This window comes from Sandarakinorhabdus sp. (assembly GCF_040398645.1).
Taxonomy (GTDB): domain Bacteria; phylum Pseudomonadota; class Alphaproteobacteria; order Sphingomonadales; family Sphingomonadaceae; genus Sandarakinorhabdus.
Genome location: NZ_JBBATR010000027.1, coordinates 19,123 through 32,989, shown reverse-complemented (window position 1 = coordinate 32,989; position 13,867 = coordinate 19,123). Strand labels below are relative to the sequence as shown.

General features: G+C 63.5%; 14 protein-coding genes and 1 pseudogene. 4 read left to right on the top strand and 11 right to left on the bottom strand.

The genetic code is table 11. The features are described 5' to 3' along the window. Positions 1-249 (top strand): annotated as a pseudogene (locus tag ABWP50_RS08110) (acetyl-CoA C-acetyltransferase); the annotation flags it as partial. Position 250: 1 nt separating this feature from the next. Next, complete coding sequence (locus ABWP50_RS08105) at positions 251-1,153, top strand: crotonase/enoyl-CoA hydratase family protein (protein ID WP_353217490.1); 903 nt, start codon at positions 251-253, stop codon at positions 1,151-1,153. 3 nt (positions 1,154-1,156) lie between these two features. Here ABWP50_RS08105 and ABWP50_RS08100 read toward each other — a convergent pair whose 3' ends face one another. The 4 genes from ABWP50_RS08100 to ABWP50_RS08085 all read right to left on the bottom strand — a co-directional run bounded on the left by ABWP50_RS08100 (position 1,157) and on the right by ABWP50_RS08085 (position 4,185). Further along, the gene (locus tag ABWP50_RS08100; RefSeq protein WP_353217489.1) at positions 1,157-1,492 is read right to left on the bottom strand and encodes a GntR family transcriptional regulator; all 336 of its coding nucleotides are present in this window, start codon (positions 1,490-1,492) and stop codon (positions 1,157-1,159) included. Between the two features lie 72 nt (positions 1,493-1,564). Then, complete coding sequence (locus tag ABWP50_RS08095) at positions 1,565-1,975, bottom strand: DUF1489 domain-containing protein (protein ID WP_353217488.1); 411 nt, start codon at positions 1,973-1,975, stop codon at positions 1,565-1,567. 189 nt (positions 1,976-2,164) lie between these two features. Next, positions 2,165-3,574 carry a magnesium transporter gene (gene mgtE, locus ABWP50_RS08090; RefSeq protein WP_353217487.1) on the bottom strand — a complete coding sequence of 470 codons (1,410 nt, stop codon included), beginning with the start codon at positions 3,572-3,574 and terminating at the stop codon, positions 2,165-2,167. Positions 3,575-3,639: 65 nt separating this feature from the next. Beyond that, a complete protein-coding gene (locus ABWP50_RS08085) occupies positions 3,640-4,185 on the bottom strand; it encodes a hypothetical protein (protein ID WP_353217486.1) in 546 nt (181 codons plus the stop codon). A 90-nt stretch (positions 4,186-4,275) separates the two neighbouring features. Between ABWP50_RS08085 and ABWP50_RS08080 the strand changes: the two genes are divergently transcribed. Next, positions 4,276-4,638, top strand: coding sequence for a hypothetical protein (locus ABWP50_RS08080; RefSeq protein WP_353217485.1), 363 nt, complete (start codon positions 4,276-4,278; stop codon positions 4,636-4,638). 131 nt (positions 4,639-4,769) lie between these two features. Here the strand turns inward: ABWP50_RS08080 and ABWP50_RS08075 are convergent, their stop codons facing one another. From ABWP50_RS08075 to ABWP50_RS08045, 7 genes are all read right to left on the bottom strand, one after another. Further along, a complete protein-coding gene (locus tag ABWP50_RS08075) occupies positions 4,770-7,364 on the bottom strand; it encodes a TonB-dependent receptor plug domain-containing protein (protein WP_353217484.1) in 2,595 nt (864 codons plus the stop codon). A gap of 22 nt (positions 7,365-7,386) precedes the next feature. Continuing rightward, positions 7,387-8,658 carry a dicarboxylate/amino acid:cation symporter gene (locus ABWP50_RS08070; protein ID WP_502951009.1) on the bottom strand — a complete coding sequence of 424 codons (1,272 nt, stop codon included), beginning with the start codon at positions 8,656-8,658 and terminating at the stop codon, positions 7,387-7,389. 295 nt (positions 8,659-8,953) lie between these two features. After that, on the bottom strand, positions 8,954-9,997 hold the full coding sequence (queA, locus tag ABWP50_RS08065; protein WP_353217483.1) for a tRNA preQ1(34) S-adenosylmethionine ribosyltransferase-isomerase QueA: 1,044 nt from the start codon (positions 9,995-9,997) through the stop codon (positions 8,954-8,956). Positions 9,998-10,033: 36 nt separating this feature from the next. After that, positions 10,034-10,780, bottom strand: a complete 747-nt coding sequence (locus tag ABWP50_RS08060; protein ID WP_353217482.1) for a peptidylprolyl isomerase — start codon at positions 10,778-10,780, stop codon at positions 10,034-10,036. After that, positions 10,777-11,274 carry a pantetheine-phosphate adenylyltransferase gene (gene coaD, locus ABWP50_RS08055; RefSeq protein ID WP_353217492.1) on the bottom strand — a complete coding sequence of 166 codons (498 nt, stop codon included), beginning with the start codon at positions 11,272-11,274 and terminating at the stop codon, positions 10,777-10,779. Before coaD ends, ABWP50_RS08060 begins: the two co-directional genes overlap by 4 nt. 15 nt (positions 11,275-11,289) lie before the next feature. Then, complete coding sequence (locus ABWP50_RS08050; RefSeq protein ID WP_353217481.1) at positions 11,290-12,189, bottom strand: polyprenyl synthetase family protein; 900 nt, start codon at positions 12,187-12,189, stop codon at positions 11,290-11,292. A 13-nt stretch (positions 12,190-12,202) separates the two neighbouring features. Further along, positions 12,203-12,442 (bottom strand): exodeoxyribonuclease VII small subunit, encoded by a 240-nt coding sequence (locus ABWP50_RS08045; protein WP_353217480.1) that lies wholly within the window; start codon positions 12,440-12,442, stop codon positions 12,203-12,205. Positions 12,443-12,597: 155 nt separating this feature from the next. Between ABWP50_RS08045 and ABWP50_RS08040 the strand changes: the two genes are divergently transcribed. After that, complete coding sequence (locus ABWP50_RS08040; protein WP_353217479.1) at positions 12,598-13,701, top strand: NAD(P)-dependent alcohol dehydrogenase; 1,104 nt, start codon at positions 12,598-12,600, stop codon at positions 13,699-13,701. The last annotated feature ends 166 nt before the right edge of the window (positions 13,702-13,867 follow it).

The window sequence follows — 13,867 nt, the reverse complement described above, 5'->3', positions numbered from 1 at the left end:
GATCTTTATGAGGTCAACGAAGCCTTTGCCTCGATTCCGATGGCGTGGCTGCAAGTGCTAGGCGCCGATCATGCCCGGCTGAACGTAAATGGCGGCGCGATTGCGCTTGGCCATCCGCTCGGCGCGTCGGGCACCAAGCTGATGACCACGCTGGTCCACGCCCTGCATGCGCGCGGCAAGCGCTGGGGCCTGCAGACCATGTGCGAAGGCGGCGGGCTGGCCAATGTGACGATTGTTGAGGCACTGTAAGATGACCAGCTACACCCAGATCGCCCTCGACGTCGATGGCCCCATCGCCACGCTGACTCTGGATCGGCCCGAAAAGCTGAACGCCTTTACCGGCGTGATGATGGCCGAAATCATCGCGGCCTTTGACGAAACCGACGCCAATGATGCGGTGAAGGCGGTGATCGTCACCGGTCGCGGCCGCGCCTTTTGTGCGGGGGCGGACCTTTCAGCCGGCGCGGCCACGTTTGACTATGAAAAGCTCGGCGGCGCGCGCAGTGCCAGCCCGATTGGCGAGGATGGCAGCATCGATTGGTCCCATCCGGCCACCCGCGATGGCGGCGGCCAGGTGACGATGCGTATTTTCCGCAGCCTGAAACCCGTCATCGCTGCCGTGAATGGCCCGGCGGTGGGCATTGGTGCCACCATGCAATTGGCAATGGATATGCGGCTGGCCAGCGATACGGCGCGCTTTGGCTTTGTGTTTGCGCGGCGCGGCATTGTGCCCGAAGCCGGCTCGAGCTGGTTCCTGTCCAAGCTGGTCGGCCTGCCGCAGGCGCTGGAATGGTGCATGACCGGCCGGGTGTTTGATGCCGCCGAAGCGCAAAAGGGCGGCCTGACCCGTTCGACGCATGCGGGCGATGATCTGTTGCCGGCGGCGCGCGCGCTGGCGCTGGAGATCGCCGAAAACACGGCGCCGGTCTCGGTGGCGCTGACCCGGCAGATGCTGTGGCGCATGGCCGGCGCACCCAGCCCATGGGATGCGCACCGGCTGGACAGCAAGATGGTCTATATGCGCGGGCGGTCAGGCGATGCCAAGGAAGGCGTGATCAGCTTTCTGGAAAAGCGCAGCCCCGCCTATCCCGACACGGTCAGCCAGAACATGCCGGCTGAGGTGTTTCCGTGGTGGCCCGAAGACAAATGGTGAGGATCAGGCCTGCTCAAGCAGGTCGGCAGGGTCGAGCCCGAGCTGGTTGATGCGGGCCCGCACACGCGGCCATTCTTCGGTCAGGAACAGCGTGCGTTCCTGGCTGAGCAGGCTGGACATGGCGCCATCGGCAACAAACAGGCCCACGCCTTTGCGCGCGCGCACCAGCCCGCTGGCTTGCAGATCCTGATAGGCCTTGGCGACCGTGAGCGGATTGACCCCGGCTTCGGTGGCCAGCGCCCGCACGGATGGCAGCAGGGCACCATCACCCAACGTCAGCACCCGATCGACGATGACGTCACGGATCTGGCGGTAGATGGGGCGATCGGGTGAAAACATGACCGTGGTATGAGGCCAGCACAGCCGCAGGTCAACCGTGTTAACCACCTAAGCCAGCGTGATGCTGTCCCGTTACAACAGCCAGAGTGATTGCAGCTCCCGCACCATGCCGGCGGGCAAGGCTTCGCTGTCATCTCCCGGGCCGGCGTCCATGTCGGGGGGCGCGTCGGCAGGGTTCATATACCGCCAGCCCTGATGCGCCCGGCATGGGCGCGGCTGCACGGTGACCGGGCCGGGCACCAGTTCGATGGCGCATTTTTCGCCCCACGGCGTCGTGGCCATGGCGATTGAAATGATGGTCTGCCGCGCCACCAGCCGGTGGCCGATGATCCAGAAGATCGATCCGCCGATCAGGGCTTCGGCCTGTTTGGGCATGAAGCGGGTGTGCGCTCCGGCACGGCCAGCGCCCCACCAATGCGCCTGCTGCGCCGCCAGTGTTTCAATATCGCGGCAGCCGGCCGCCACTTTGGTCAGGTGCAGCATCAGCGCGGTTTCCGATCAAGTTGGCTCATCGGCACGGAGAGGAATTTGGTTCAGGGCAAGGAGTGAGGAGGGCGCGATGCCTAACGCATCGTAACCGACGAGGGACGTAGCCCTGAACCAAATTCATCCCGCCCCGAAGGGGGCGCCCGCAAGGGCGATGACGCTGAGCCAAGTTGGTCGGAAGCCGCGCTAACGCAGATACTGGACGCCAACCAGCGTCGCCAGCCCGAGAAAGGCAAAAAAGCCCATCGAATCGGTGATCATGGTCACAAACACCGATGACGCCACCGCCGGGTCTTCCTCAAGCCGATCGAGCGTGAGCGGCACCATCACCCCCGCCAGCCCGGCGATGAGGATGTTGAACTGCATAGCCACCGCAATCACCAGCCCCAGCGTCGGGTTGCCGAACACCAGCGACACGCCGATTGCCATTAGCACGGCCAGCGTCAATCCATTCAGCAGCGCAACACGGATTTCGCGCAATATCGTGCGGCGGGTGTTGCTTTGGGTCAATTGGTTGGTGGCCAGTGCCCGCACGGTGACGGCCATGGTCTGATTGCCGGCATTGCCGCCCACCGATGCCACGATCGGTGACAGCGCCGCCAGGGCCACCAATGCCTCAATGCTGGCGGAGAAAAAACCGATGATGCTGGCCGAAACCAGCCCGGTGATCAGATTGGCGACCAGCCAGCGCGACCGGGTGCGATAGGTGGTGAACACCGGCTCGTTGATGTCGCCATCGCCGGCGCCCGACAGTTTCAGCACGTCTTCGCCGGCTTCGGCCTGGATGATGTGCACCACGTCATCGACGGTGATCACGCCCACCAGCTTGCCGGCATCATCGACCACGGCGGCCGAAATCAGCGCATATTTCTGGAACAGCAGCGCCACTTCTTCCTGGTCCATCGCCACCGGGATCAGGGTCTGCTCGCGCTTCATGACATCGCCAACCGCAATTTCAGGCGGCGCCGTGAGCAGCCACGACAGGCGCATGGTGCCAACCGGCCGGCGTGCGGGATCGACGACAAAGATTTCCCAGAAATCCGTGGCGGGATCGATGGAGGTGCGCACCCGGTCGATCACGCCGCCCACGGTCATGCTTTCGGGCACAGCCACCAGATCGCGCTGCATCAAGCGGCCGGCGGATTCTTCGGGGTAGTTCAGCGCGGCTTCGATATCGGCGCGGTCTTCGGGGGCCAGCGCGCGCAGCACTTCACGCTGCTCGTCGGCTTCAAGATCCTCGATGACAGCCAGCGCATCGTCGGTATCAAGCTGGGTAACGACATCGGCCACTTCGCCCGGCGACAGCGCGCCCAGCACATCTTCGCGAACATAATCATCAAGTTCGGCAATGACATCGGCATTGAGCAGATCGCCCAGCGCACTGGCCAGCGGGCCGCGGCTGCTGACGGCAATGGCGGCAAACAGATCGGCGACGTCGGCCGGGTGCAGCGGCGCCACCAGTGCACGCACCTGATCATCATCTCCGCCATCCAGCGCCGATGCAACATCGCCAACGAACGCGCGGCTGAGCTGCCCTTCTTGCAGGGCATCTGGCGCGTCATCGTCGCGCGGGTCCAAACGCAGATCCTCGCTCATCGAGCCGGTTTATACGCGGCTTTGACCGGAGCGCCACCCCGACCGGCGAAGCGCCGCAGGCTGCATCAACGGCGGCGGTGGGCCCGCCAGGCCCGAACCGCCCGGCCCAGATGCGCCCGCCGCAAGCCGCGCCCGGCCTGCAAGCGCTTCAGATCGATGATCGAATCGAAATTTTGCAGCTGCACATGGTAATAATTCACATATTCCAGCCAGCCCAGCAGGGTGAACCCGGCCGCTGCAAAACTGTTGGGCCGCCAGCCGCCATCCAGCACCGACGCCGCTGCCATCACCGTGGCAATCGCCAGCACCAGCACGGACGGCAGCTGCGCCCGCGCGCAGGCGGCGGTCAGGCGTTGCGCCAGCACCGGATCGCCATCAAGCCCGGCCAACGCCAGCCGCCACGCTGCTGCGCCGATCACCAGCAACAGCGAACACGCCGCCATGCCGGCAATCGCAGCGCCATCGGGCGTCACGTCGCCCGCCCAAAGCATGTACCAGCCCAGTGCCGGCATGAGGAGCACATTGCCAGCCTCCATCTTCCAGTAACTCGACAGGTGGCGGCGCAGTTTGGTCCGGTCGCGGCCGGCCATTTCGGAGGGCGGATGTTGCATGAACACCATTATTGCCGGTGGCTTTGCAAGAGATCAAGACTGGCCCGCCGCCGCCCGCTGATGTAGCTGTGATGGCAGCGGAGGGGTGTGATGCCAGTCTGGTTGCCGGTTGTCATTTATGGAACCACAGTTGTGCTCGGGCTGGTGCTGGGCTGGTATTTCCTGAGCGCCAGGCGGCCGCCGCTCGGCCTGCAGGCGCTGCATCTGGTGATTGGCCTCGCCGGGCTGGAGGTGGTGATTGCCGCCACACAGTTCAGCCGCGGCCGACCAGTGCTCAGCGAAGGCATCGGCATCGCGCTGGTATTGCTCGGGCTGGCAGCGTTTACCGGGTTGGTTGCAGGCACGTTTGCCAAATCCAATCCGGAATCGACTGGCACAGCGCTGCTCGCGCATGCCAGCCTTGGCGGTATCGGCTTTCTGGTGCTCGCAAATTGGGCGCTGAACGCCGCCTGATCCCTACCGGGCAATCTTGGGCAGCAAGCAGAACTCGCTGCTCTTGGACAGTGGGCCAGAGCGCACCTTGGCTTTGAAAAGGGGTCAGCGCGCCGGCGCTGGTTTCCGGCGGCTGCGCCTTTCCCATCTGATCAGAAGCTATAGGCCGCACTCACGTAGTAATAGGCGCCGTTGAAGCCGAATTGATTGGAGTTGCGTGAAAAGGGCACCTGGCCGTTGGAATAGGAAGCCGCTTCACCAACAAAGCCGCCGCGGCGATTGTTGTATTTGTCCGGATAGGTATCAAAGATATTGTTGGCACCCGCTGTCAGATTCAGCTTCTCGATCAACTTCACGGTTACGCTGAGATCGAAAATAGCCTTGGCGGCAAAGGTCTGCACACAGCGGGCGGCCGCATCGCATTCGACATTGGCATCCAGCGGCGACAGGCCGGTGCTGAACGCCTTCACGCTGCCGAAATAGGTGCCGCGCGCATTGGCCGTGATGTTCTTGTAGCCAAGGGTGAGGCTGCCCAGCAACTTGGTCTGCGGGATGGCGACTTCGATCAGTTCGATCGAGGTTTGATCGAGCAGCTGCAGGCTTTGTCCGCGCGCCGTTGCCCCCACCAGGATCGGCGCCGGGGTTGGCCGCTGGCGCCGCACCTCGGTGGGGTTGTGCGACGCTGCCACGCTGGCATCAAAGCGCACGTCTTCGCCGATCTTGGTGCGGTAGGTCGCCACGAAATCGATGCCGCGGGTGCGCGTGTCGATCTGGTTGGTGAAGAAGGAGATTTCATTGTTGGTGGGGAACAGCGCGCGGATGGCCGGGAAATCGGCGGTGCGCAGGCCCTGGCTGATGGTGATCCGATCCTCGATATCGATCTGATACACGTCCAGCGTGGTGGTGATCTGGCCGCCCAAGATGTTATCAAAACTGCCGGTCAGGCCGACGCTGTAGCCGTTGGAGATTTCGGCGCGCGGCTGCTCAACGCCCAACGTGACCAGGCGCGGATCGTCGCTGGACACTTGCTGGGTCTGCACCACCGTGTTGTTCTGCGCCGTTGATGTCAGCACCCGGTTGCCGATTTGCGCCAGCGACGGCGCCCGGAAACCACGGTTGTACGAGCCGCGGATCGCCAGGCTTTCGGTGAACTTGTAACGCGCGGCCAGCTTGCCGGAGACGTTGCCGCCAAAATCGCTGTAGTTTTCATAGCGCAGCGCGGCAGCCACCAGGAAGGCATCGTTTACATCGACTTCGACATCGACAAAGCCAGCGTAGTTTTCGCGCTGGATGTCGATCTCGTCACGATCGGAAATGCCGGGGCGGGCGCTGGAGCCGATGAATTTGCCCTGTGTTGCCAATGGCCCGGTGGCAAACGAGGCGGGATCGCCGCGCTTGACGCGGAAATCATCGCGGCGGGCCTGCAAGCCAAAAGCGATGTTCAGGCCCTTCAGCCCGCCGATGCCATCAAAGCTTTTGTTGCCGTTGAATTCGGCAATATACTGCCCGAAATTGGTGCGGCCAACATAGAAGCTGGTCGGCGAGGCGGTGCCCAGCGACGGGTTGATCGTGTTGAAGATCGACTGGTCGAGCTCGTTATGGCCATAGCCCAGCGAGAAATCGAGCTTCAGGCCGCCCGACGTTTCGTGATTGACTCCGGCGACGGCCGAATAGTCTTTCGACGTGCCCGGGATGACCGGAACATAACCGTCCGGGAAAATGCTGAGCGTGCTGTTGGCGAAATTGGCGGCCGACCGGAAGAAGCCGAACGCCGTGATGTCCTTTTGCGAATAACCGCCAAAGGCATAGACATTTGTGGCTTCGCTGATCGGCACCTGGCTGTTGAAAAATGCCTGGTAGGTGCGATTGGCGTTGGCGCCAAAATTGCCGACGACGAACGGCGTGGTGGGATAGACGCCGCGATCAACGCGCGGATTGGCTGTGGTGTAGGGGAAGTTCACCGTCGGGCCGGTGGTGGCATAGTTGGCCGGGGTGGCAGGATACAGCGCGCCATCGAACGTGTCGGACCGGTTGGTGCCGGCAAAATCGAAGAACTCCAGCGTGTAATTGAAAAACCCGCCTTCGCCGCCGAGCCTGAAGCCGTGATTGAAGGCCGCGCGGTAGGTTTCGCCGTCGCCTTCGTTGAAAATGCCGGCCTGCAGATCGACCGTGCCGCCTTCGGCGCCGTCGTTGAGCACGAGATTGACGATGCCGGCGATGGCATCCGAGCCATATTGCGCAGCGGCGCCGTCCCGCAGCACTTCGATCCGCTTTATGGCGGCCGACGGAATGGCATTCAAATCGCTGACCACGGTGCCGCGGCCGGGCGCAACGTTGAGATTGAGCGCGGAAAACTGGTGGCGGCGCTTGCCGTTGATCAGCAGCAACACCTGATCGGGGCCAAGCCCGCGCAAGGAGGCCGGATCGGCATAGTTGGTCGCGCCATTGACGCCATATTTTGCCGAATTGAACGATGGCGAGGTGAATTGCAGCTGCTGGCCCAGATCGGTCTGGCCGGTGGCGCGCAGTTCGGGCGCGCCGACCACATCAACCGGCACCGGCCGATCGACATCGGTGCGCGCCCGCCCGCGGGAACCGATCACCAGAATTTCAGCGGCAGGTTCGGCCTCGGCGGTATCTGCCGGTGCCGTTGCAGGCGCTGGCGGCCCCGCAGTTTGTGCGGCCAGCGGCGTCAGAGCGGCCGCGCCAGCCAGCAGAATTGCGATGCGAAGGTGTGATTTCGTCATGATATACTCCCCAGATATTTCTTCAGTCGTCGTCGTTTTCAATTGCTGGTGCCGCAAGGCCGGTGCTTTGCGCGCCCGGTGCCAGCGCGGCGGCGAGCTTGGCACGGTCCAGTCCGCCTTCCCAGCCAGCCACCACGATGGTCGCCACGGCGTTGCCCATGAAATTGGTAAGACTGCGGCATTCGGACATGAAGCGATCAATGCCCAGAATCAGCGCCATGCCGGCGATCGGCACGCCGGGCACAATCGACAAGGTGGCAGCCAGGGTGATGAAGCCGGCACCGGTGACGCCGGCCGCGCCCTTGGAACTGAGCATGGCCACGCCGAGCAGCAGCAGTTGATCGCCCAGGCCGAGATCGGTGTTGGTGGCCTGTGCAATGAACAGTGCCGCCAGCGTCATGTAGATATTGGTGCCGTCCAGATTGAAGCTGTAGCCGGTGGGCACGACCAGCCCAACGATGGGCTTGGCGCAGCCGGCACGCTCCATTTTCTCCATCAGGCTGGGCAGCGCCGATTCCGACGAACTGGTGCCGAGCACGAGCAGCAATTCGGCCTTGAGATAGCGAATGAGCCCAAAGATCGAAAAGCCAGCCACCCGCGCCACGAGGCCGAGCACGACCACGACAAAGAACAAAGATGTCAGATAGAAAGTGGCGACCAGCGCCGCCAGATTGGCGATCGATCCGACCCCATATTTGCCGATGGTGAACGCAAAGGCCCCAAAGGCCCCAATGGGAGCGGCGCGCATGAAAATCGCAACCAGACGGAAAAAACCGGCGCCCAGTGCTTCGAACAGGCGCACGACCGGCTGCGCAGGCTCACCGGCGGCGGACAGCGCGATGCCGAAGCTGATTGCGAAAAACAGCACTTGCAGCAGATTGCCATCAACAAACGCCCCGACCACGGTGTCGGGGATGATGTTGGTCAGGAAGCCGACCATGGTCTGGTCTTTGGCCTTCTTGACATAATTATCGACAGCGCCGGTTTCGAGGCTGGCCGGATCGATGTTCATGCCGGCGCCCGGTTGCACCACATTGGCCACCACCAGGCCAACGATCAGTGCGACGGTCGAAAAGCACAGGAAATAGGCAAAGGCCTTGCCGGCAACGCGCCCGACGCTGCCCAGATTGCGCATGCCGGCAATGCCGGTCACGATGGTCAGGAAGATCACCGGCGCGATGACCATCTTGACGAGCTTGATGAAGGCATCGCCGAGCGGCTTGAGCGCCACGCCGGTTTCCGGCGCAAAATGGCCGATCATGCCGCCCGCAATGATTGCGGCCAACACCTGCACATAAAGCTGCGCATAAAGCGGTGTCCGCCTTGGCGGACCCGCTTGGCCAGGCAGGCTGATTGCGATCTGTTCACTCCCCCGGGCGATGTTTGGATACCCGCCTGATGTTGCACCAATGCCGCACACGTTGCGCGATGGCAACGTCGTGGCAGCCAGCGAGCAAATATCTGTTAATATGAGGAAATTTGTAAGTTTGGCAGCCAAACGCGTGCTGGCGGCGAGACAGAGCAGAGCCTCTCAGGCAGAAAATCTGCAACTGTGGCACCGCAACCACACCGGCCACCCGGCGCAATGATCAGGGCAGCAGCAGGCTGCCATCGCCATAGCTGTAGAAGCGATAGCCGCCCGCGATGGCATGGGCATAGGCCCGGCGCATCACGTCCAGCCCCATCAGCGCGCTGACCAGCATGAACAAGGTTGATTTTGGCAGGTGGAAATTGGTGATCAGGCCATCGATCGCCCGCCACTGGTAACCGGGATGGATGAAGATTGCGGTGTCGCCCGTGAACGCATGGATCACGCCGTCCGCGCTGGCGGCCGATTCGAGCAGGCGCAGGCTGGTGGTACCAACCGGGATGATGCGGCCGCCGTTCTGGCGGGCCGTGTTGAGGCGGGCGGCGGTGGCGGCATCGATGCAGCCCCATTCGGCATGCATCTGATGATCGGCCACCCGGTCGGCCTTCACGGGCAGGAACGTGCCGGCGCCGACATGCAGGGTTACGGTTTCGCGGGATATGCCGGCAGCGGCGAGTGCGTCCCACAGGCGCGGCGTGAAGTGCAAACCGGCGGTGGGCGCGGCCACCGCGCCGTCCTTGGCGGCGTGCAGTGTCTGATAATCGCTCAGGTCGGCGGCATCGATGCCGCGGCGGCGGGCGATATAGGGCGGCAGCGGCATTTCCCCGACGGCATGCAGGGCGGTTTCGAGCGGCAAGCCAGCAGTTTCGAATTGCCAAAGCACGCCGTCGCCGGTTTTTTCGATCACCGTGCCTGCCAGCACGACATTGTTCTGGCCAAAATCAATGACGTCGCCGGCCCGCAGCCGACGCGCATTGCGCACAAAGCTCCACCAGCGGTTGGCCGCTTCACGCTTGTGCAAGGTCACGCCGATGGCGGCTTCGCCCGTGCGGGCAAACAATTGTGCCGGAATTACCCGCGTGTCGTTGATCACCAGCACATCGCCGGCCCGCAGCAGGCGCGGCAGATCCATGAAGCCAAAATCGTTCAGCGCGCCGGTATCACGCCCGGACACCGCCAGCAGCCGCGCAGAGTCTCGCGGCGAAACCGGACGCAACGCAATGGCTTCAGGCGGAAGCTCGAAATCGAAATCGGCAACTAGCATCGGGGGAACAGCCCTTTGTCAGCAGGGTGAGGGGGGTTAACCGCGCGGCGGCTGCGGCCCGGATACCGGCCGGGTAGTTGGCCCCGACGCTGGTGGCGGCAGCCCCAGCGCCCCGGCCGGAATGGCGCTGGCGGCGGGGCGGATGGCTGCAAAATCCGGGGCGGCCACCTTGTCGGCGGCGATGCTGGCCTTGATGACGCGGGTCGGCGCTTCGGGCGGTTCGCCTTTTTCGATGCCGTCCACCCACTTCATGCCGTCCACCACGCGGCCCCACACCGTGTAATTGCGATCAAGTTTCAAGGTGGGCATCAGCACTATGTAAAACTGGCTATTGGCACTGTCTTCGCTCTGGGCGCGGGCCATGGCCACGGCGCCGCGCACATGCGGCAGATCATTGAATTCGGCCTTCATGTCCTCCAGCTTCGATCCGCCGGTGCCAGTGCCGGTCGGATCGCCGCCTTGCGCCATGAAGCCATCGATTACGCGGTGAAAAATCGTGCCATCGTAAAATCCCTGGCGCACCAGCGTGCGGATCCGATCGACATGCTTTGGTGCCACATCGGGCCGCATGATGATGCGCACGCGCCCGCCTGATGCCAGATCGAGCACCAGAATATTTTCATCGCTGGTCTGCCCTATCATGCCTTGCAGATTGGACGGTCCGGCCATTTGCGGCAGCTTAGGCGGGGCCTTCAGATCCTTGGGGTCGGTGCGCTGCTGCTGCGCCAGCGCCGAAGTGGCCGCGAGCAAGCCCACGGCAAGAACAATCGAAAATCGCATCACTGGCCCTTCATCCCGGTCTGCTGCACGCGGGCCACCACCTCGGCGGCCACGGCGTGCGGCACGAATTTGTGGATGTCACCACCATAGACCGCGATTTCCTTGACCAGACGTGAAGCGATCGGCTGCAACGCGACATCGGCCATCAAAAACACCTGCTCGATATCGTCATTCAGGGCACGATTCATGCCGGTCATCTGGAATTCATATTCAAAATCGCCGGCACCACGTAGCCCGCGCACGATCACCGTGGCACCCAGGCGTTCGGCAAACGACATCAGCAGCTCATCGAAATCGGCCACTTCGACATTGGGAATATCGGCCGTCTCGCGCATGATCTGCGCCTTGCGTTCGGCTAAAGTGAACATCGGTGATTTGGACGGGTTGGTGGCGACACCGATCACCAGCCGGTCCACGAGCTTGGCACCGCGCCGGATGATATCCATGTGGCCAAGCGTGACCGGATCGAATGTGCCGGGATAAACGCCGATACGCATCATGGCTGCTGCTCCTTAACGGTCACGATCGACGGCAAACCGGGCGATGGCGCGCAGCAGATCGGCTTCTGGTCCGAACGATGCCAGATGGCCGATGGCCTGGCCGATCAAGGCGTCGGCCTGGCTGCGCGCGCGTTCGAGGCCCATCAGCGAAACGAACGTCGCCTTGCCGGCAGCGGCGTCCTTTTGCACGGCCTTGCCGGTTTTTGCCGAAGTGCCTTCGACATCGAGCAGATCATCGGCAATCTGAAAGGCCAGGCCCAAATCGCGGGCATAGCCTAGCAGCGATTTTTTCTGGGCATCGTCGGCGCGGCCAAGGATTGCACCGGCTTCGAGGCACCATTGGATAAGCGCGCCGGTTTTCAACTGCTGCAGGCGGGTGATCCCCGCCAGATCATACGTGACCTCACCGGCTACCAGATCCATCATCTGGCCGCCGGCCATGCCTGCCGGGCCGGATTGCACCGCCAGCATGGTGATAAGCTCCAACCGGGCGTGCGGATCATCATGGGTGGCGGCATCGGCCAGAATTTCAAAGGCCAGATCGTGCAGGCAATCGCCGGCCAGCACCGCAGTGGCTTCGTCAAAGGCGATGTGCACGGTTGGCTTGCCGCGCCGCAGATCATCATCGTCCATGCACGGCAGATCGTCGTGGATCAGGCTGTAGCAATGGATGCATTCGATCGCCAACGCCGCGCGCAACGACCGCTCGCGCGGCACCGCAAACAAATCGCCGGCGGCCACCACCAGCAGCGGGCGCATGCGCTTGCCGCCGCCGATCACGGCATGGCGCATGGCGTCGTACAGGCGGGCGCGGCTGTCATCGGGCACGGCCAGCAAGCGATCAAAGCGCTGATCGATTGCCTTGCCGATGGCGTCCAGCGCCGGTTTCAGGATGAGCGGAGCGGGGACCATGGCAACGCTGCCTTTATTGGGCATCAAAGGCGCGGGTGCCGGCGGCTGTGCCCGCTGCGCTTTGCTGGATCTGGTCGATACGCATGCGGGCGTCGGCAAGCCGGGCCTCACACAATGATTTCAGGCTTTGGCCTTCTTCGTACAGGCTGATCGACGCATCAAGGCTGAGTTCACCCGATTCCAGCTGGCGGACGATGTCCTCCAGCCGTTTCAGGGCGGCTTCGAAGCTCGGCGGCGGCGGTGCGGTATCCATCGTGGCCGTATCTGAACGGACGCGGGCGCGGGGTCAAGCCGCCCTGACCTTGGCGTGAACACGGCCGCAACCGGGGTTGGCAGTAACGAGGGCTGGCCAATGCCGCACGCTGCCGCAATACTCGGGCTCAGCAATCAATAACCGAGGGCGCTGCCATGCCGATCACCACCACTGCTGCCATCCTGCGCCAGCGCGGCGCGCCCTACAGTATTGAAACGGTCGATCTGGCCGATCCGGGGCCGGGGCAGGTGCTGATCAAATTGGCGGCATGCGGCATCTGTTTTACCGATGTGGGCGTGCAGCGATATGAGCAGGGCACGCCGCTGCCGCAGGTGCTTGGCCACGAAGGCGCCGGCACCGTCGCGGCGGTGGGGGAGGGCGTGACCAGCGTTGCGCCAGGTGACCGCGTGATCCTGAGCTATGCCAGCTGCGGGATGTGCGCCAGCTGCGGCCATGACGCGCCGCAATATTGCAGCAGCTTCATGGCGCTGAATTATGCCGGCGTGCTGGCCGATGGCCGCGTGCCGATGGCGCAGGGCGGCGCGCCAGTTTATGGTGGATTTTTCGGGCAATCCAGCTTTGCCGGCCACGCCATCGCCTATGTGCGCAACACCGTCAAAGTGACGGGCGATGTGCCGTTCGCGCTGTTGGCGCCGTTTGGCTGCGGCCTGCAAACCGGGGCCGGTACCGCCTACAACACGTTGAATGTGCAAGCTGAGCAGTCGTTTGCGGTGCTGGGCGCTGGATCGGTCGGGCTGGCGGCGCTGCTGGCGGCGGTGGACCGCGGCTGCCACACCATCATCGCGGTTGACCGGGTGGCGGCGCGGCTCGATCTGGCGCGCACGCTGGGCGCCACCCACACGATATTGGCGGATGGCAGCGATCTGATGGCGGCCTTGCGCAGCATTGTGCCCACAGGCGTCGATCGGATCGTCGATACCACCGGCGTCTCGGCCGTGGTGCGCGCCGGCCTGGAGGCGCTGGCCAGCCGCGGTGAGATGGCGATGCTGGCGGTGACAGCGCCCGGCAGCGAAATCACGTTCAATCCCAACACATTGCTGGGCGGACGCGCCCTGCGCGGCGCGGTGGAGGGCGATGCCGATCCGCAGGCCTTCATCCCGTGGCTGATCGGCCGGCACACCGCCGGCCGCTTCAATCACGCGCAGATGATCAGCCAATATCCATTCAGCGCCATCAACGAAGCCGTGGCCGACATGGCCGCCGGGCGGGCGGTCAAGCCGGTGCTGGTAATGGATTGAACCCAAGTTTATACAAGGGTTTCAGGAAAACGGCCTCCGGCGGCCAGGGCCTGAGGCCCTGGACCCGCTTTTGTCGATGCCGATCTTATGCTGCGAAAGCCTTCACTTGATGAGGGAGGGTCCAGGGGCCCAGCCCCTGGCCGCCGGAGGCAGTCCTTCTTGCGTC

Excerpts from the sequence above, each read along its gene's own strand:
- ABWP50_RS08045 (WP_353217480.1), bottom strand. The coding sequence starts at position 12,442 with ATGGATACCGCACCGCCGCCGCCGAGCTTCGAAGCCGCCCTGAAACGG.
- ABWP50_RS08105 (WP_353217490.1), top strand. The coding sequence starts at position 251 with ATGACCAGCTACACCCAGATCGCCCTCGACGTCGATGGCCCCATCGCC.
- ABWP50_RS08080 (WP_353217485.1), top strand. The coding sequence starts at position 4,276 with ATGCCAGTCTGGTTGCCGGTTGTCATTTATGGAACCACAGTTGTGCTC.
- queA (WP_353217483.1), bottom strand. The coding sequence starts at position 9,997 with ATGCTAGTTGCCGATTTCGATTTCGAGCTTCCGCCTGAAGCCATTGCG.
- ABWP50_RS08040 (WP_353217479.1), top strand. The coding sequence starts at position 12,598 with ATGCCGATCACCACCACTGCTGCCATCCTGCGCCAGCGCGGCGCGCCC.
- ABWP50_RS08075 (WP_353217484.1), bottom strand. The coding sequence starts at position 7,364 with ATGACGAAATCACACCTTCGCATCGCAATTCTGCTGGCTGGCGCGGCC.
- ABWP50_RS08050 (WP_353217481.1), bottom strand. The coding sequence starts at position 12,189 with ATGGTCCCCGCTCCGCTCATCCTGAAACCGGCGCTGGACGCCATCGGC.
- ABWP50_RS08095 (WP_353217488.1), bottom strand. The coding sequence starts at position 1,975 with ATGCTGCACCTGACCAAAGTGGCGGCCGGCTGCCGCGATATTGAAACA.
- ABWP50_RS08085 (WP_353217486.1), bottom strand. The coding sequence starts at position 4,185 with ATGCAACATCCGCCCTCCGAAATGGCCGGCCGCGACCGGACCAAACTG.
- ABWP50_RS08100 (WP_353217489.1), bottom strand. The coding sequence starts at position 1,492 with ATGTTTTCACCCGATCGCCCCATCTACCGCCAGATCCGTGACGTCATC.
- mgtE (WP_353217487.1), bottom strand. The coding sequence starts at position 3,574 with ATGAGCGAGGATCTGCGTTTGGACCCGCGCGACGATGACGCGCCAGAT.
- coaD (WP_353217492.1), bottom strand. The coding sequence starts at position 11,274 with ATGCGTATCGGCGTTTATCCCGGCACATTCGATCCGGTCACGCTTGGC.